The sequence below is a fragment of the Nitrospirota bacterium genome, assembly GCA_040752355.1.
GTDB lineage: Bacteria > Nitrospirota > Thermodesulfovibrionia > Thermodesulfovibrionales > Dissulfurispiraceae > JBFMCP01.
In genome coordinates this window covers 278669-298736 of record JBFMHE010000001.1, presented here as the reverse complement: position 1 = coordinate 298736, position 20068 = coordinate 278669, and the positions used below count along the sequence as shown (strand labels likewise).

Genomic DNA, 20068 nt, shown 5'->3' with positions numbered 1-20068 from the left:
CGCGAATACACCCTCTATAAAATTATATGCCGCCCTGAATGTTCGAGCAACATGGAGCTGATCGCCTCTGTCAGAACGGTTCAGTGCATCAGAGCTTTACGGTTATCTCCCTCTTCTTTCCCGCACTGAATGGCCGCTCTATGTACAGTCGTCTTCACTGCCAATCCGCACTGCATAACTCCTCGTTGGAGCGGTACCATTTCGCCTCCCATACCTTCAGCAGCTCATCAACTTTCAGCCGCACGCTCGAGGCATCGAACGAGAGGGCCTTCAGCAGATCTGCCGCCAAGAGCAGTCTGTCGATGTTTACTTCCATCTCGTGGCGAAGCCCGGCAGCACGGTCAAGGCGAGAAATAACATCAATCGCTCTATGCAGATTCGCAGCATCGGAGGGAGAGGCCGGATACATCGCCATCAGCTCGGTTATGATCTTATCCTGTAACTCTATAGAGGTATGCTGCACCGTCAACGGGAGAGGATAGGTGCCGTACGTGCTATAGGAGCCGCCCGCCTCATACTCAAGCTCGGTTATCGGAGTGAATGTTCCCCTCGCATCGGGGAGGATAAGGAAATACTCGAACTGCGCTCTTTCATGGTCAGCTATGGCCTGCTGCCAGACGATCATTCCTTCCGTCTGGACCAGTGGCGGGGTGGCGCTCTCCGCAGCAGCGTCGTTCGGCAGGCGCTCCGTGACCTTTATACTCAGAGGCCCCTGTGCACTCCCCACCTCGATCATAACCGGTACGCTCTCGAGAGGCCTGACCGGGCGCTCCTCAGGGACAACGTAACCGAGTGCGTTTGCCAGGAGAGCGCCGGCTCTCACCTTGTCGGGACAGTTGATCAGATCGAAGCTGAACAGAACAACTTTACCTCTCCCGTACTGGTTGGCAGTAATGACCGGATAGGTCCGCTTCCTATCGATTACTTCCCCGAGGCTGTGCGTGGTAGACGAGGTAATTTCGGCTTTCATGACTTTACCGCCTGCATTCGTCGGCAAGACTCCTGCATCGCTTATCGGACTCTGTTTCACCGTGATGGACAGTCCTCTCTGGCTGCTGTGTCCTTTGAACGCGACGCCGAGCGCATCGAGCGCGTGCTCTGCATCGGGTTTTGTTTTTATGAAGACCAACCCATCCCCATAGTGCACCGCCTCTGTTATCTCCCTGCTGATATGCCCCTCCTTCAGATCGAGAAGCAGATAAACCGGATATCTTCCGGAGCGCAGAGCTTCTATAAACTCATCCTGGGTAGAAACGGCCCGGTATTTGATGCCGTGTGCGGTGAGCATCTGCTCAAGGGCACTGAGGTCATGTCTCTTTCTGCAGACACCGGGAGTATCCTCCCATGCTCCAATGAGAACAGCGGTATCCGTAGAGATGTCTTTTTCGACATCCAATTCAGCGCTCTTGAGGGTAACGGTCATCGTCTTCGGCGCCTCCGCGTTGTGCACGTTATCTACCGCCTTGTAGGCTATGGTATGCACGCCTGCGCTCTGACCGGAGAGGCTGAAGCTCCCGGCATACTGCTGCCAGGCCCCGTCGTCAACGTTATACATAAGTGCCTTTACTCCCGAGCGCGCATCAGTCGCTTGCAATGTAAAGAGTGTCTTTGTTGAGATGCTGCCGCTCCCTTCGAGAGGATCGGAAACAGTAATCGTCGTCTGGGGCGGCGTCATATCGAGCACAACCGTTTTATCCCGTGCGATTTCTCTTGCACCTAAATTATCGGTAGCGTAGTAGGTGACGGTGTGTTCACCTTCGGGGTGGATACCGAGCGTAACCGGCCCGGTATAAGCAGCATAAGGGCCGCTGTCGATACGGTACTCGATGCTCTTTATCCCGCTTCCGCTGCTCGTTGCTGTTATGGTTATTGCCGTCGTGCCGTTTATGTAGAGGGCTCCGTTTGCGCTATACTGCGGTGCCCCGATACCGAGCACTGATACCGGCAGCGTATCATCGAGCACAACATCGAGCGAATTCTCTATTTCGATATTCCCCACACTATCGCTGCTCCTGTAATGGATAGTATGGCGGCCTCCGTTACTCAGGGTGAATGGCGCATACGCAGTCCACGATCCCCCATCGATACGGTATTCTGCTCCCGCGGCTCCCGAAAGAGTATCGGCTGCTGCAAGAGTAAAGATCGTGTTCCCGCGTACGTAGAGGGTCCCGTCACTGCCGCGGTAGATCGGTTCGCTGGCAGTGAGCACCGTAACCGGCGGGGTGTTGTCGATAACGATAACCGCTTCCCTTGTTTCTTCGACGGCACCGAGGTTATCGATACTGCGATACGAAAGGGTATGCGCTCCTTCGAGCGCGATGGTGAACGGCGCATATACTGTCCATTCCCCGTTGTCGATCCGGTACTCCGTTTTAGCCACTCCGCTCGATGCGTCGGAGGCCGAGAGGGTTATCACGGAGCTCTTTGTGGCGTATAGCTCACCCGTTTGCGTAGTATGCCGGGGAGCACCGACCGAGAGCGTTGTTAACGGAGAGGCCGTATCGGCAATAACCGAGAGCGTATGGAAATCCTCAACATTATTCGCCCGATCGACCGCCCGGTAGTCGATCCGAACCGCTCCGTCGCTTACACCGGCAAGGACAAAGGGATTGTGATAGATGCTCCAGGGGCTCTCATTGATTCTGTATTCGAGCTTTGCAAGCCCTGAGATAGCGCTCCCCTCATCCTTGCCGCTGAGGGAAAAGACAGTCGTCCCCGCAACCATGAGCAAATCGTTTTGTTCGAACTGAGCGCCTTGGAGTGCTATACTGCCGGAGGGCTTGGTTTTATCGATCATGAATGTGTAGGGATACTTTGACATATTCCCAGCTCTATCGGTCGCCGTAATCACAAGCTCGTAGCCGCCTTCAGCAACGATTGTTGTCCCGCTCGTAAACGAGACTCCATTAAGAATCCCGGTTACGGTGAGGAGATGAGAATCCGAGGCGCTATAAACAGGTGTTACATCGTTGCTGTAGTACTTGCCCTGCTCTGCTCCGGAGAGGGAAATGGCCGGAGGAGTGATATCAATGAGAAAAGGTATCCCGCTGGTAACGGCACTGTTCCCCGACGCATCTGTTGCCCTGAAGCTTATGGTATGGGCGCCTTCGTCACTCTTTGCAGGGGTCCAGGGCAGCGAATAGCGCCCGGCCGCACGATCTGCTGCTGGCAGAAGCTTCCATACGTCTCCATCGACGCTATACTCGACCTTGTCCAGGCCCGAGACATCGTCCGTGACGAGCGCGGCAAGATCAAACCGTGCTTTGTAGTAGCTGTCAGCGAGAGGCGCCAGCACGGAAATAGAAGGGGGTGTTGCATCCCTGACTACAAATGAGGTGGTCGAGACTGTTTTTGCGCTCCCCTCTTGCATGACTTTGAGCGTTGCTGTATAGCCTCTTAATCGATATCCCCGCGTATCAAAGCTCATCGAGCCTGCCTGAGAACCGCCCATCGGCAGAGCAACAAGTGCCTCACCGCTGTCCATGACCGTCTGAGTCTCGGAATCGATAATCGTGATCTTCACGGGAAGCGCGCTGATCGCGCTGTTCCCGTTATTTTTGAGAACATATGCAATGTGAACCGGCTGATTATAGACCGCGGCAGCCGGAGTCGCTGTTATGCTGCCGGAGATATCCCCCGACTGGCCCACCATGAAGAGGGTCGTGCCGGTAGCGACAATGCGGTTGTCGATAACGGCTTCGACGGATGCACTATATGCGCCGGGGACTGAAAGCCCGGTGTCCCATTGTGCATTCAGTTCGTTAGTCGTCTGCGGCATGAGATTTCTGAGCACTGTTTCCTCAGAGAAGACAATGAGAGCGTCATTCCTGGCGATGGTGAGGCGTGCGGTCAATTCCTGAATGACGTAGTTACTTCCGATATTTTTCAGGTCGACATGTACCGCTACCTTTTCTTGAGCGCCGTACTCGGCCTTGTCGGTGGTTACGGCAGCAGTCACCGTCAGATCGGGTGATATCGTAAAGGAAGCTGTGCTCTCAGCCAGAATACCCGAGCCGTTGCTCAGGCGGGCTACCCCGCGGTAGTGGCCCGAATAGGTCACGCCCGTGTTCCAGACGAATCCAATATCTCTAGTCGCAGCGTACGGCAGTGATACTCCCACCGGATTCAGCTGTGCAAGGGGAACGCCGCTGTCGTCCTCGATCGTCAGCATAAGCGTACCATCGACCTCTCTGCCGGAATTGCCCAGCGTTACCGAGATCGTTGCATCCGCGTTTGTCTGATAGCTGTCGGCATCGGTCTTCAGTGTCATGACGATGCCCTCACTGCTCATGACGCTCACCGCTTTCATGGCAAGGTTGTTCTCTTCGTTACTTTCGCGGAGGGCACCACCGGGATCCGCCATCGCGATGATTGTGTACGTGCCGATCCTATCCGCACTCCACGGCAGATGAACGACCTCTGCCGCACCCGGTGCTATAGAGGCTATCGTGGTCGTCGTGAGCAGATCCATCGTCCCTGCAGGCTCAAGGAGATAAAGGTCGAGTGCGGCGTCGGCAACAGCGATCCCCCCTCTGTTCCATACCGAGACATAGGCGGCGACCTCTTCCCCCTTGTTCGGGTAAGGAGGATAGATGAAAATATCATCCAGGGATATCTCCAGGTCAGGCATCAAAGCAGTATCCAGCGTAACAGAGATGGTTCCGGAGGGCTGGCTTGCATTGCCCGAATCGTCAATGGCAACGGCATAAAAAGTGTTCTCCCCTCGAGAGAGCACTACTTCGCTAAAGATAAAGTGTCCTGCAGGGCGGATTGCAGTCATTACGCCGTTATCGGCATGGGCGATGTCGCCCGATTGCGGCCAGAAGAGCATATCGATGCTCTGCACAAGCTGTTTCAGCATATGATCCTGGCCTTGTCCCTCTGCAGCAGCGGTCCAGAGCATCGGGCCTCTGCTATCCCAGGTTGCATAGAGGATACGCTGTCCATCGGGGGACCACAACGGGTTGAAGGTGTCGGTATTGATATAAGAGAGCTGCGTTTGGCTCTGGCCTGCCGTATCGGTTATGAAGATATCCGACCTGCCGTTTCTATAGCTCACGAATGCCAGCTTCGTGCTGTCGGGAGACCACTCGAGGGAGTATGCATCAGCATTATCGTCTATCTGCACGGAGCTCCCGTTCGCGATATCGATTGCAGTAAGCACTCCCCCTATGAAATAGGCAAGCTTCGTTCCATCAGGAGAGAGCTTTGCATTGTCGACGTGCTTATTTTCAGTAATCTGTGATACGGCTCCTGTCGCGAGATCTTTTATCCACACGTCATCCGATCCACTGCGTGTGCTGATAAAGGCAACCGTCATACCGTCGAATGACCACGAGGGTTTCCTTTCATACACGTTGTGGTCATCGGTCAACGGAATGATCTTCCCTGTCGAGAAGTCGTATATGCCAATACGCTCATTCCATTGCTCATCGGTGAATCGATAGGCGAGTTTTCTCCCCTCAGGAGACCAGACCGGACCGTATCCATCTCGAACTATTTGCCTCGTCTCCCCGGTAGAGAGATTCTGGAGCCACAGGGAATCATTCTTCACCTGGACGAGCAGCTGCCCGTCCGGTGAGAGCGCAAAGTCGTAGGCATCTCTGTCGAGGGGAATTTCAAGTGATGCGATATCGGTCGCCGCAGCCGCGGTGGTGCCGGCTGAAACACCGTTCTGGAAAAGCTCGACAGTCATCCCGGGCTCTGCTTTCCCTGCAACAGCGGTCCTATCGGTGTACCGTACCACAGGTATTCCGGGCATGGTCGGATAGAAGAGCTTCGGCGGCGCAGCAGAGATCGTGTCAGCCGGTATGTCCATAACCTCATTGGAATAGCCGCTCTGATTGCCGAGTGCGTCGATTGCGGCAACTACATAGTAGTAGGGAACACGGTTTGTTAGACCCGTATCGCGATGGGACACTGTGCCGTCCGGAGCGTTGAACACTCTCGAATACGGTCCTCCCGCGGTTGTGCTCCTGTAGAGCGCAAAACCGCTTACCGGCTCGCCGGTATACCTCCAGGCAAGATCGAGTGCGCTCCCTTCCGGCACCAGGGCGACCGTAAGATGCGTTGGCGTCTGCGGCGGAATGGTAGAGACGGTTGCCGATGCATCATTAGATGGCGCGCTTTCGTTCAGAACGGCATCCAGGGCCGTAACCCGGTACATATACGTGCCGTTCGGCAGGCCGGTATCGCTATAGATCGTTGCCGCCACGGGTGAAGCATTGATCTTCATCCAGCCCTGACCGGTGTTCCGGTATATGTTGAACCCGACCACTTCAGGTTCTGCATCCGCCGTCCACGTAAGGTTGATCGCTGAACCAACGGCAGCGGCAGTGAGTCCGAGCGGCGCTGCAGGAGGGACGACATCTCCCACTGCGGCTGTCGCGCTCTGAGAAGGGCTGCTTTCGAGCCCGTAGTAATCGACAGCGGTAAGCGTATACGTATAATTATCATCACGAAGGTTACTGTCGTGGTACGATACTGCGGCTATCGGGTTTTCTTTGATAAGGCCGACCTCCGAGATCCTAACCTGCTTTGAGTATTGGGAATCTGTTGTATCGGTCACATAAATCCTGATTCTATCAGTCCTGTAAGAAGGGGAAAAGTCAAAACCGGTGTCTTTAGCAGTATTCCCGGTCACCTTCGCCTGTGTAATCCAGTTATAGCCGGTCCATACCTGGATCTCGAAGTCCTTTCCCGCATAGAGCATTTCATTCCCTTGAGAGTCTGTCCTGCTGCCCCACAAGATCGAAATATGGCTGATCAATTCAGGAGCAGGCAGTGCTATCTCCCACCAGGCAGGATTGAACGTGCCATAACCGTATCGCGACGCCCAATACGTATAAGGATCGCCATCGAATGCATTCGAAGGATACGAATAGTAGGAAGAGGCATCTGCTGTTCCGGAATATACCGGCACCGGCTGGTTTATCCTTTCGTCGTTCCTGTAGAGATTGTACCCAACGACATCCGCCTCAGGATGAGTATCCCAGGTGAGCGAAACCGTATAGTCCTGCGCTGCTGCTGTCAGCCCCGTCGGGGGCGTCGGCGGCTCGTTGTAAACGACTGCTACAATCTCCGAGGTCCTGCTGGTATTGCCGGCATTGTCCGTTGCCCTGGCAGTCAGCTTGTTCAGACCGAGCGCAAGCACCGCATTGAAGGTGAAGTTCCCCTGCCCGTCAGTAATCGTCGAACCCACGGAAACCGTTCCGGAACCATTATCATCAAAGAACTCGACCGAATTGTATGGACCAGCGCCGCTCCCGGCCAGCGGAATTGTTTTCTGACTCGCAGGGGTATACGGCTGTGTCAGGAGAGGAGCATAGATCTTTGCCGATGCAGCGTTTGAGGGCTTGCTTTCGTTGTTATAGGTATCGGCAGCAGTGACTTCATAGGTATAGGTACCGTCGGGAAGCCCGTTATCTTTGAACGTCTTTTCACTGATCATTGCGCTATTGATTTTTACCTTCGATCCTTCGGATATCCGGTAAAGGTAATATCCCTTCGCGTCCGCCTCAGAGGTCATGCTCCATGTGAGCGTGACATCGACTCCGCTGGTCAATGCCTTCAGATCGATCGGTGCATCAGGCGGGGTCAGATCCGTAAAGGTAACTGTTATAAAGGCAGGCGAAGGATCGGTCTTGCCTCCCTGGTCAGTGGCTATTGCGCGGAGGTGGTAATCGCCATAGATCATGCCCAGACTGAGCGGGTCCATGGTAAGAGCATAGGGCAACTGCAGAACGGGGGTACCGAGATTGGTCCACGCACTATCCTGTGCCCTCTTGAACTGGAACGCTACCGACGCGATATCAGTGTCAGGGGACTCCGCCTTCACAAGGACTTTCCCCTGGAACTTTGATGCATTCAGCGGCTCGACAATCGTTGCATGTGGTGGACGGGTGTCGATCGTGACTTCGAGCGCATTGGATTGCTCGCTCATGTTTCCTGCCTGGTCCACTGCTACCAGATAGTATTTATGCTTGCCGTCAGGCAGCGCCTTATTGAGATACGACGTTGCCGCGATCAAGTACGCTTTGAGGTCTCCTACGACGATTCCCGAGACATTGGCAAGCTGGTCATTGCGATACAGGAGATAGCCGGCGAGGTCCGATTCGGTGTTCGCATTCCAGGTAAGCGCTATTTCCGAACCGTTCGGCACTGCCGAGATGAGCAGAGGCGCAGAAGGAGGAGCGTTATCGATTGCAACCGTGATGTGGTGTACGGTCGTGTTGCCCGTGAGGTCTTCTGCTTCCAGCTTTATCGAATAGATGTCCTCGGACAGCCCCAGAGTATCCCATTGGGCCAAAGAGCCATAGGCTACGGCTAAGGGAGAGGTTCTGATGAGACCCCACTCCGATGGATTCGTCTCCCGCCCGATATACACCCTGTACTGCTTGAAATCATCGGGACTGTACGCAGTCCCTTTGATATCGACAAGTCCGCTTATCTTTGCTCCATTTTGTGGAGCGCGAACTCTGGCATCAGGGCCTGTCATATCAACTTTGAGCTTTATCTCGTTCGAGTGAGCGCTCTCATTGCCAGCCCTATCGATTGCAGTAACGATATAGGAGTACTCGCCCTCTGCGAGGTTCTGGTCGAAATAGGTACTCTCCTTTATCACCGATGCGGTAACCTTCTGTCCGTTCCGGTAAAGGGCGTATCCGCCAAGGTCGGACTCTCCATTCGGTGTCCACTCAAGCCGCGCATTGGATTTGCTCTCGATCTTGCCCGAGAGCACCGGCGCTGCCGGCGGATGCGTATCGACCTTTATCCCGGCGCTCGTCTCGGCCTTGTTGCCGACCTTGTCGAGCACAGTGAGTCTGAGACAGTACGCTCCATCAGGCGGCAATGTCTGCCACGTCGCCAGGATGCCGTCCTTTACCGAAGCTGTCGAGGCTTTGATCGTGATCCATTTGAACGCGGCGCTGCACACCCCTTCCGAAACTTCGAGCGTGTACGTATCAAGGTTCGTATCCGATGCGCTTCCTCTGACTTCGATTGCAGACCGGACATATTCACCATCCTTGAGCGACGTGATCGCCGCCTCGGGCAGGGTATTATCAACGATGATCTTTGCACGCGCTTCTCCTGTCGATCCGGCCTTGTCTTTTGCAGAGAGCTGCACCGTATACGCGCCGTCGGGAATACCGTCATTCTTGCCGACCTTCCACGAGTAGAGCTGCGGATTGGAAGGAACCGCTGCCCCGCTCAGCAGATCGATCCACTGCGCAGGAACGTCCCCAGCCCCGTAGCGCAGCGCATACATTTCGAGATTTTGCTCGACAATGGCGCCCGTAACAGTAATGATGCCTTTGTCCGAACCGTGGTATTCTCCTCCTTTCGGCGTATCAAGGGTGACTTTCGGCGGTGTTCTGTCGATAACAAAGGCAATGTTCTTCTCGTTGGTGTTTTCAGCAAGGTCTTTCGCCTTAACGGTGAGAAGGTAATTGCCTTCGGCAAGCTCGCTGAGCAGGCCAAAGGTATAGCCCTCTCTGCTCTGGCTGGCTTGATCGAGCAGCGCGGCAGAGGAACCGCCGGAGTAACTTACCGCATATTCGAGAATGTTAGTATCAGCGATAGTCCCGTTGACCGCGATATCACTTTTGAAATAGGCTTCGCTGACGGGCTGTTTCATATCCACGGTCGGCATCGTCGTATCGACGGACACGGTTACCGACTCGGTCTGCGCAATTGGGGGGTTCGACGAGAGCGCTGCAGTAAACTTAACGGTATAGCTTCCGTCGGGAACCATCGCCGTTCCCGTGGAGTCCCTGCCGTCCCAGGAATAGGTGTAACGTCCGGCCGACGGCGTCGTGCCGGTATACGTTTTTCTCACCACACCAGCGGAATCGAGAATCTCAATCTGCACCTGGCAGGCATCGGTGAGCTCGTATGCTACCGCAGTGGTGTCGAGCCTGCCGTCGCTGTTCGGCGAGAAGAGCCGTGGCGCCACTCCAAGGTCTTTAATAAGCGTTTTCCTTGCCCCCAGATCGACAGTCGTTTTTGTTTCATTCTTGTTTCCAACAGTGTCGTATGCCGTAAGCCTGATAGTCCAGCGCCCGTCGAGGCCGAACGTGTTCCATGTGCCGAGCATATTGTTTACGACAGGGATAGGGGTTGATGATGAAACCGTGCTCCAGGCTTCAGGAGCATCACCCTGGCCTATTTCCACTACATAGTTCTTGAAATGCAGATCGCTTGCCGTCCCCTTTACCTCGACAATGGTGCCGAGCGGATCAGAAGGAAGGGGATGGGAAATCACCGTTGTAGGCGCAGTGGTGTCCACTTCGGCAGCCGCCCACTTCATAGCGGTGTTTCCACAGGAATCCTTTGCGAGCACCGCAATCCCGTAAACGCCGTCAGGCACGGGAACTCCGGAACCATCGTTGCCGTCCCAGAGAAGGCTTCCCTGTCCGCCCAGGTGCGGGAGACCCGCGGCCATGGTTTTGATCGGCGCTGCATCGAGAAGGTACGAGCCGTCCGCCTGTCTCAGCGCCTTGAACGCTTCTATATCAACGGTAGTGTATTCCTCGATTCTATAAGTTGTCGCTACATCGTCGAGCATCCCGTCGCTATTTGGCGAGAACAAATATTTGTCGTTTGAAAGCAGCGGTATCTCGACCAGGGTATCCATTGAGAAACTTGCGGGAGCGCAGCTTACGTTTCCAGCACTGTCGATCACTTTCAGGTGGAGTGAGTAGCTCGTTCCTCTCAGGGCGGAGATGTCCCACAGCCCTAACTGGCCTTTTATAGGTTTATTTCCCGAAACAGGGATATCTTTGCCGTTCAGCCTCGTGATAGCAGGAACCCATACATCCGGATTCTCACCGATACTGTAGTACAGCTCATATCTGTCCATGTCGCCGTTATCCGTCGCGATACCCTCCACCGGTATCCCATACCAGTCACCTTTGGGATCGGAGATTCGCACGGGGCAGATCATAAGGTTTTTTCCGGGATAGGTTATTTGAGCATTGGGAAGCGTATGGTCGACTACAAGCGTCTTTTCAGCAGGCTGCTCAAGAGTACTGCCTTCGGCGAGATCGGTATATTTGACGGCTGCTTCTACCGTATACGCTCCCTCCGCCAGGGAAGCGGTATCGATCACGATACTCCCCATTCCCTCTTTGGGTATGTCAAATCTACGGAGGAGCTGTCGGCCATCCGGTTTCACGAGCGAATACTCCAATGTTTTTAATGCTACATCCCCCTTCAGGCTTTGGCCCTCGATCTTTGTCGAGAGTTTCGCTTTGTTCGATAAGGTACCGCATTCCGTCTCGGCGTACTCTACGTTTAGGGTGACATTCAGGCACAACGGCGGATACTGTGCGGTACTACTCACATACACTGTTCCACCGACACCGATACCGGTCATCCTGATGCCGTACTCCATACCGTTCGTCGTTAAGGGGAGCGGCAGAAAAAACAGTCCTTTCGGCACGGCGCTGCCTGCGGCGATGTCATAGATCTTGTAATCAGTCCATTCTGCATAACGGCTATCCTGTTTGCTTTGTACAGAAAGCCTTAGGGAGGTAATATCTTCAAAGAGAGAATTCGAGGCGACGGCCTCCGCATTACAGGTGCTGCTTATCCCGAATATCGATTCCGTAACGAGCGTACTGGAATAATAAGCGTTTCCGATCTGGTCAACGGCCTTTATCCTTATGGCACCGATGTCCTCAATATCCAGACTGGAGGTGTCCCATTGCAGAACCACGATGCCCGATTGCGGATCCATTATCGACGCCGCCTCCTGCCATTGCGCTCCATTCCAATACTCCATGGTCATGCTGCTCAAGGGCAGCCCTACGGTCTCCAGTCCCTTAATGTTGTGAAGCCCGGGCCTTGCCTTAGCAGCAGGCAGTACCGGTGAAGCCAATACAGGCATGTCATCCCACTGGAGAAGCGCTATCTTTTCTTCGAGAAGGTTTGCCACTACCGTACTTCTATTACCTGCAAAATCCTCCGCCGAAATTCTGAACCGCTTCCCGACCAGCCTCTCAACTAATCCTTCAGGAAATTTCTGTATTCTCGTTTCCTTTAGCGGATCGAGAACGGCCTCTCCCCGGGCATCTCTTTCCACGAGCAGACCATCTCCGCTCGCATACTCATACCACTCCCGGGGGTTCTCGCCCTCACCGTACTCGATAACCCACTGTTTCAGTTCCTTGTCAACGGCATAGCCTGAAAGCTCAACGGTGTGAGTCCCTTGGTCAAACGGGCTTATCTTTAGCTTGAGCGTCGGCGGGGTCGTATCGACCTCGACAAAAAACTCATAGTCAAAAATCCTGACCAAGTAGTTACCATCCGGCACGATTCTGCCGGATTCATCGCTGCCGTCCCAGACGATGAAGTCTTCTGCCGGAACGGTGTAGTCCCTCAGAAGCGTCCGTACAAGGTTGCTGTTCTCATCAAATATAGTGAACTCCAGATGCACCGGTTCCAAGATTCTGTAATGGAGCTCGAAGCTGTCTTTTATCCCATCCTCATTGGGCGAGAACTGCTCAAGGCTCTTATAGATGCCGGTTATTGCTGATGAGAGTCCCCAGGATACCCGCTTTCTTTCGCTCCTCGTATTTCCCGCCTTATCCCAGACCGTCAGTTTAACGTAGAATGTCCCCTCATAGGGAGGCACCCAGGCTGCGAGCGGACCGTTCACGACCGGGATATCAGAAGGCGGACTGATAAGGTTCCAACTGTTCGGCTGTTTCACATCGGCATATTCGAGTTTATATCCCTCGAAGTTGAGGTCCGCTGCGATTCCTTTAAGCACAACAAAGGACTTTTCTTTGGCGGCCCTCACATCAGCAGTAAGATTGAGCAGAGAGCTCATCGCCCACAGATCGCTATAGCCCCTGCCGGAGCAGGCGCTCGAAGGGTCGATAGAGGCTTCATAATTTACATATCTACCCAATGGAGATACTCCCCTCAATTCACCTTCAACCGGCAGATATGACTTTCCACCGCTGTCTGAGTTAAGAGTAAAAGCGCCATTGGTATCCTGGGCGATGAGTGAGAGGTTATCGCTGAGCCACTGCAAATGGCCTTCGTAGTAAATACCGTCGGCACTCCCCCCGCCTGCGGCAGTGCCGTAGGCGCGGAAGGCAACATTGATGGTGTCCCCTTCTTCAGCTCCTATTTCACTGAGCGGTATCTTGAACTCATAGACCTTATGCTGATAATTAACGGCAGCGGTGTAGGTAAAAGAGGTCTTCCCGTATTCCTGGCGAACATCGTTGAGAACATAGGTCTTGCTGCCGTGGGGAGTTGCTATCTCCATTGATCCCCAATCCCTGCCGCTATCAACAGTGTTATCCGAGGTAAAATCGAGGACCCCGTAGAGATAGCTTCCATCCGTCTTTACATAGCCGTAACTATACCCTGGAGGATGACCGGTAACAGGTCGTGAATAGGTCCTGAAAAGAGGATGGGGAAGCCCGTCTTCAGACGTAAGAGCGCCGTCCACGGTAATCGGAGCGCTGTGCTCCAGCTGGACTGGATAGTACCCGGTATCCGGATATCTGAAGGGTGATGCCTTGCGTTTGCTGAGGTCCTCTTCCCGTGCGTGCAGCACCAGAGAGATCCTGCCGCCACCGGGAACATGCTCCCATTCGAAGTCAATCGTTGCATTGTGTGCATCGGCAACATCGTTATCCTTCGCAGTAACCTTCTTGAGAATGTCCTCTCCACTCGAAAGATTTTTAGCCTGTACCGGCCCGTACTGCCTGCCATTGATAGAGAGTGCCGCATAATCGATATGGGCGGCATCGAGACCCTGCTGAGCTATTCTGATGCTGTAGGCGCCTGCCGTTGCACCCAGATGCCTTGTGAGATCCAGCTCTTTTGTTGTATAGGTCGAGTCATAGTGAAGCACTCCCCGCTCTTTCCATGAGCCGCCTTCCATCGTATAAACATGATACGACGTGGGGACAATGCAGGTGTCTTCAGCATCCGAGACCTTAAACGCCCTCTTCTCCATAGTCCTTAAGTCAATAACAACGAGATATCCGTTATAGTGGCAGTCATCTATTTTTTCATAAGCAAGATCGATAAATGCCAATTTTGTACCGTCCGAGGCCCATGCGAGATCTCTGATGCTTTCAAACCATTCGAATGAGCGCGACTCATGGAGAACGGTACCGCCGGTTTCCTCATCAAAAAGCACCATGTCCCATTTCTGAGGTGTTGCATCGATAAAAACAAAGCGGGTCTTGTCGGGGCTGACACTGAAGGCAGTGGCGCTATCAGATAATTTCCTGTGATTTCCTGCACCGCTTGCATCTATAAGCCAGAGCTCATTTGATTGATAGTGCTCCTCCCTCATAAGCAGTTTCTGGCTGGTGAGCCACTCTAATTCGGTCAATGATCCATTGAGCATAAAGATATCCGTCTTGCTGCCTGTTATGTCCGCGATTCTTACTGTCTCGCTGTAATACCATTCAGAATCATAAAAGCTGAAGGGGTATGCTACTTTTCTGTCTTCGGGCGACCACCTGAGAAAGCTGAAACTGATATTCCCTTCATTATTTGCATCAATAACGGCCTTACCGCCGCCGCTTGAAGTAATAATCCGCAATTCGGTGGGATTTGTTGCTTTGTAGAGTACATACTCCCCGTCAGGAGACCATGCGACATCCTCCAGGAATCTCCATTCTTTAGATAGATCAAAGGAGTCGAGCAGTGTCAAATTCCTTCCATCTCTATCCACAATCCAGAGCTGGCTGGAGCCATCGTTCCAGACCTTCTTGCTGCGCTTTATGACAGTAAGTATGACTTTCTCTCCATTCGGAGACAGCGCATAGTCAGATAAGCGGTAGTCATAGAGCGGATCGCCCCCCCAACCCCACTGTGCCGGTATCAATCTGAGAATATCATCGCCATCAGGCGACATCGCATAAAGACCGGTCGGATATTCAGGAGCGTTCTGATCAGGATCGTAGATTCTGAAGAGAATCCCGCTTTCATCCGGAAACCATGCCCACTGGCTATTGTATATTTGAGGCAGCATGCAGGTGAGATTGCTGTTGAGTAGGTACCTGGTGCTTATCGCCTCTGCCAGCGGTGATCGGTTAGTATCAACGGTGATGAGCAGGCTGCCGAGTGTTCTTCCATTTGTGTCGACCACCTGGATCTGATAATCGCCGTCATCAACTACCGTCCCTTCATCATTCAGGCCGTCCCAGGTGATCATTCCCCCGGTGGTATTTTCGAAATCGATGCCGCTGAAGGTCCTTACCGCTGCTCCCTTCTCATCGATAAGGACGATCTGCACGGTCTGCGCCACATCCAGCCTGAAGGAGAACTGCGTATTGTCTTTTATTCCATCGCCATTCGGAGAGATATAGCGTTCAGTGAGCCAGAGATTCGCATCCTGCACGCCGAAGCTTCGCGAGGCGCTGTTGTTTTCCTTGCTTTGTTCCATGATGGCACTATCAGGATCGACGACGACCGTTATCTGATGAGATCCTTTCTTCCCTGCAGTAGCATAGGTGAACGGCACCGCAGCCTGGGAATTGCCTGCAATCGAGGATATGATCTGAGAGCCGATCACCGTGCCTCCCTCGCTCATCCTGAGCAGCACGTTCGCGGCGCCCTGCTCTCCCCTGTTCTGGACAGTAACGTTGATCGAGACGGAATCCCCCTCTTTCGGCGTGGCAGGGGTAAGTACTAATGCGTTGGACGATACGGCAAGGTCAGGCAGGCTGCGAATCGCCAGAGTTACAAATGCATCGTTGTCATCCTCACTTACCTCAGTTATCTGGTGAGCGGGGTCGACCTGGACATAGATAATCCTCTCGCCCGAACCCTGGATATTCAACCAATCTACGGAAGCCGCTGCACTTTCGCCGGGACCGAGAGAGAGGATTGTTCGCGTGCCGATAAGGATGCCATCCGCCCCCGGCACGCCTTTATAGAAGCTCACCGCTATATTGGACGCTGCAGAAAAACCATTGTTTTTTACAACGGCTGAGATGATTGCGTTTCCGCGGTCGTTCGCCGGACTGGGCGTAATGACGATATCCTTGTACGATATGGCCAGGTTGGGATCGGTCGAGCCGTTCACGGTGAGCGAGGTTGTTGCTCTATTATTGGCCTCCGAAAGCTCGGTAAACGTATCGAAGGGATCGGCGAGAACAATAAGAGGGAGGTCCGTGCCCGCTTTATCTGCTTTCCAGATAACTTCATTACTTATAGTGGTGTTTGCAGGAATCTGTACCGTCTGCGTCGCGATTTCAAAAGGCGCTCCAGGCTCGTCAAGGTAATATTTCACCTGGACATTGTAGGCATTCATGGTGCCCCTGTTGGTTATCTTTGAGGTAATCGCTACATTCTGATAGATATCCACGGGGTTCTGAGAGACCGTAACATCGGAAGAGTGTATCTCGAAATCATACGTCGCCTCAGGGTTGATGATATTTAAAGCCGCATTGTTCGCCTCGTTTGACTCTTTCACGAGATTATCAGGGTCAAGTGCAATGAAAAACCAATGCTCATTGCCATCTCTGATAGTAACGGGGAACGTTACGACCGCCGTTGACTGACCGGCGACGGCAACGGTCTGCTCTCCTGCCTTGCTCGATTGGGCAGGCGTCCCCTCATAGAGCACGATTGTTGCCTGGGGCACGTCGGTACGCCCAGTATTCGCTATGGTCGCCGTAACCGTAACGGTTGCCGGAAGGCTCGTGACCGTAGAGGGAGTGAATGTGATATCGCTGTTCTTGATCGCCAGATCGGGATCAACGGTCGCTTTCCATACCGCGTTTACAGCGAGCGCTGTCTGGTACGGGCTCTCATACCAGCTTCCATTCTCCGATTGGTGGGCAAGAATATAGGCAAGTGCCTTGTCCGTGCTCTCTCCAGGCGCATCGAACTCTTTCAGAATCAAGACCGCTCGCGCTGAATCGTAGATAGTGCTCGGGCTGTTTCCAAAGCCGCCGTCGGGGTTTTGCTTTTGCATAATCGATGCAATAGCCGGGGCTATAGAGTCCTGCAGCTGGTATGCATTCCGGTATCGGCTGAATGCCGAGAGCACGTTTGCCGTGACCTCGATAGTGCTGCTCCCGTCATCGCTTCCCCATCCTCCGTCAGCGTTCTGCCGGGTTTTAAGATAGTCGATGGTCTTGGAAATGACAGATTGATCCGTGTACCCGACAGCAGCCAGCGTCTTCAACGCCAGGGCAGTGTCAGGCGTATTGCTCATGTAAGCTTTGCCGCTGCCCCACCCTCCATCAGCATTCTGCCGGGAGAGCAGATCGCTCACGAGCGTACCTACGTCCTGTCCCGAGACTGAGAGTGCCGCAATCTTCCGCGAGAGATAATCGATATTCACCGGGTTTATCCCGCTGAGCCACTGGAGCCCCGTCGTATAGCTCGGCTCCGCTGCACCAAAGCTCCGCAGCGCAAACACAACTTCCGCAGTATCGCGCTCTCGTGTCTGCGTGAGGTCCATCCAGCTGCCGTCGGCCTGCTGACTGTTGACCAGCCATGTGACACCGTCATTGATGCTCGGCGGCAGGGTCCGGGGATTCGCAGGAGGCGGTATAACGCCAGGATTGGTCGGTGTATCATCCTTCGGTTTGACCGCTACCTGAACAAGCCCTCTGCCGTCCGTGACAATAGAAAACCTCGTCTGCCATCCATCCCGTACCGTCTCAAGACCGTACAGCTCATCGCCGGTATAGGTGCCGGGCGTCGTAATGAATATGAATGCCGCACTGAAGGACTGCTGCGACTCCGAAACGCCGGGGATCCTTTCGCCCTCAGCCGCGATAATATCGTCGATGGTAACGTAGCGCGGCGTGCCCGTGATAGTACTGCCGACCTTCGGCAATTGCGTAGGGTCGATATGCGGGCTCTCGATAAGCAGCATGGGCGGAACCTGCGACTTATCAGTGAAGCCCATCAAGTAAAGATCGAGGGGACTATAATACTTTCGTGCAGCAGTCGAGGTGAAGGACCCGTCGTTGTTGTTCTGCCATTGGTTACCGTAAAGCACCGAGCCGTACGAATCGAGCAGATAGCTCCAGTGCGCTCCATCCCTGCCGAGCAGCGCGGTGCTGATCGCGCCGTTCGCATCCCTGAATTTCACGTATGCTCCCCACCGGTGCAGCAGCTCATGGTCGAGAATATAGAGTGTTTCTTCGAATCCGGGATTCAGGGGATCCATCACCAGTTTGGCGGTATACCCCATGTCAACGATGCCCTGAAGCTTTCCGTTACTCCCTGTCGACTGCGTGTAATCGAAGAGCGGCTTTCCTATTCCCCGGGTATCGTTTTTGACGCCGAGATAGAAGGCCTCAGCCTCTGCCTCCGGCATTTTGAAATCGAAGTTGGAGAAGATGATGAGAAAATCGTACTCATCTTTATGCGTTCTGAAGAACTCTTTTGCGATGATTTCGCGAGGGACATTATGGAGAGTGCCGTCGGGCTTCAATGCATCGTAATTGCCCGTTACTTCCATAACGGTAATGCTGCCGTAATCGCCGAGGGTCTGGGCGGTAAAGTCCTGGGGGTAAGAGCGTTTGGGGAGGGACAAGAAGAGGCTCACGACCATGATACAATACAGTAATTTCAGCCGGCCGACGCTCCTGAAGAATTCTCCCAGCATTGTTCTTCCCCCTCGGAATAATGTATTCAGTTAATAGCGATGATTAATGCATAAAAGCAAGTAACTCCCTGATCGCTCCGCGTACAGCCCTGTTCTATCAATCAGCAACGACGTTGTCATTCTTTGCTTTTCTTGATTGTCGGCGCATGCAGCGCCTGCTGCTTTTCAGGCGCCTTTCGTACGCGCTCGATCTTCTGTTTCCCGCCTTCGAGCCGGATAATTACCGTCTCGACGCCCTGCTCTGTCTGCTCTTCGATAACGACTCTTCCCTGCACAATCTCAACCACCTTGCCGTCCTCTCCGAGCGAATCACCGACCTTGATGATCTGCATCTGTCCGTCAGCCGTCTTGATAATCGCCCGCTGGTCCTGCGGAGAAATCTTAAGGAGCTGGATGATGTCGAGGGATGCAGCAGCGGCAGAGGAGTATCCTGAAAACACTCCTGTTGCTGAAAAAAACAAACTCCCTCCACTTATCAGCAACAAAACCAAAATTGTCCAGAATCTCTTATCACTCTTCTTTTTGTTCATACCTTTCACCTGTTATAGCAGTCGTCAGCCACTTGATCGCTCTATACAGTTGCCATCCTCTCTTCCTCATTGCATACTTATTCTACGGCAGGCTGATTACCCTCCCCTTGTTTGCGCCCCACCACGTCTTGTATTCTGAAAGCCTGTTCCTGATAGCTGTGCCGTTGTTCTGAAGCAGATAGTTTGAAAGAGCCATCTTCTCATCATCTGCCTTGATGCCGTAGTATCTGTCCCGGTAGTCCAGAAAGACTGTCATGTGCTCGACCAGTTCTCTGATCATGTCACTCTGCGTTACCTTACCTAGCTGATACTGCATGCTCCACTTGTCACAGAGCCACAACCTCCGTTCCATCTCGTCTTTGATCCATTTGGCCTTGTTTTCAGGTGTTCTTAAATCAGAGGAGGACATGACAGGAAGTGTTGATGGGTGCTTTGTCAGATATGCTTGCACAACTTCGAGCGGTTCAGACTTGCTCATCTGAAGATCGGTGTATTGTATGTTCACCACCTTATTGCCACTCAGCCACACATAGCGCCATCCTCCTGTACCTGCAGCCATTATGCTATTGCCGTTTATCTGCCTTATGACATAGCTATCTCCGGGCATCCCATAGTAGTTCCTAAATACCCGCTCCACCTCATGCAGCAGCCATTTATCCGAATCGCTGCCCGCATGTTGGGTGACCTGAACGTCAACACCCAAGATTGTTACAGGATGCACATATCTCGTCTTGTACGTAGTATCATTATGGTCTGAATCAAAATGACCTGTTGGTATCAGAGTACCACTGCTGCCATACATTTCACCCGTCCTTTTAGGTCTATATTTATATGCACCTATATCATTAAGTATCAAGAATGTCGCTAACTCTTGAGAAAAGCTCAAAACAGGGAATAGTAATAGTATTATTGCTAAGTTCTTCCTCAT

3 protein-coding genes are annotated in these 20068 nt (G+C 53.3%); all 3 read right to left on the bottom strand.

Going from position 1 to position 20068, the window contains the following annotated elements; genetic code table 11:
* Positions 1-154: 154 nt before the first annotated feature.
* The gene (locus AB1805_01335) at positions 155-18610 is read right to left on the bottom strand and encodes a CARDB domain-containing protein (GenBank protein MEW5744069.1); all 18456 of its coding nucleotides are present in this window, start codon (positions 18608-18610) and stop codon (positions 155-157) included.
* Positions 18611-18726: 116 nt separating this feature from the next.
* The gene (locus AB1805_01330) at positions 18727-19071 is read right to left on the bottom strand and encodes a hypothetical protein (protein ID MEW5744068.1); all 345 of its coding nucleotides are present in this window, start codon (positions 19069-19071) and stop codon (positions 18727-18729) included.
* Between the two features lie 151 nt (positions 19072-19222).
* Positions 19223-20068 carry a hypothetical protein gene (locus AB1805_01325; protein ID MEW5744067.1) on the bottom strand — a complete coding sequence of 282 codons (846 nt, stop codon included), beginning with the start codon at positions 20066-20068 and terminating at the stop codon, positions 19223-19225.

Coding starts and splice junctions, on each gene's coding strand:
- AB1805_01335 (MEW5744069.1), bottom strand. CDS start 18,610: ATGCTGGGAGAATTCTTCAGGAGCGTCGGCCGGCTGAAATTACTGTAT.
- AB1805_01325 (MEW5744067.1), bottom strand. CDS start 20,068: ATGAGGAAGAACTTAGCAATAATACTATTACTATTCCCTGTTTTGAGC.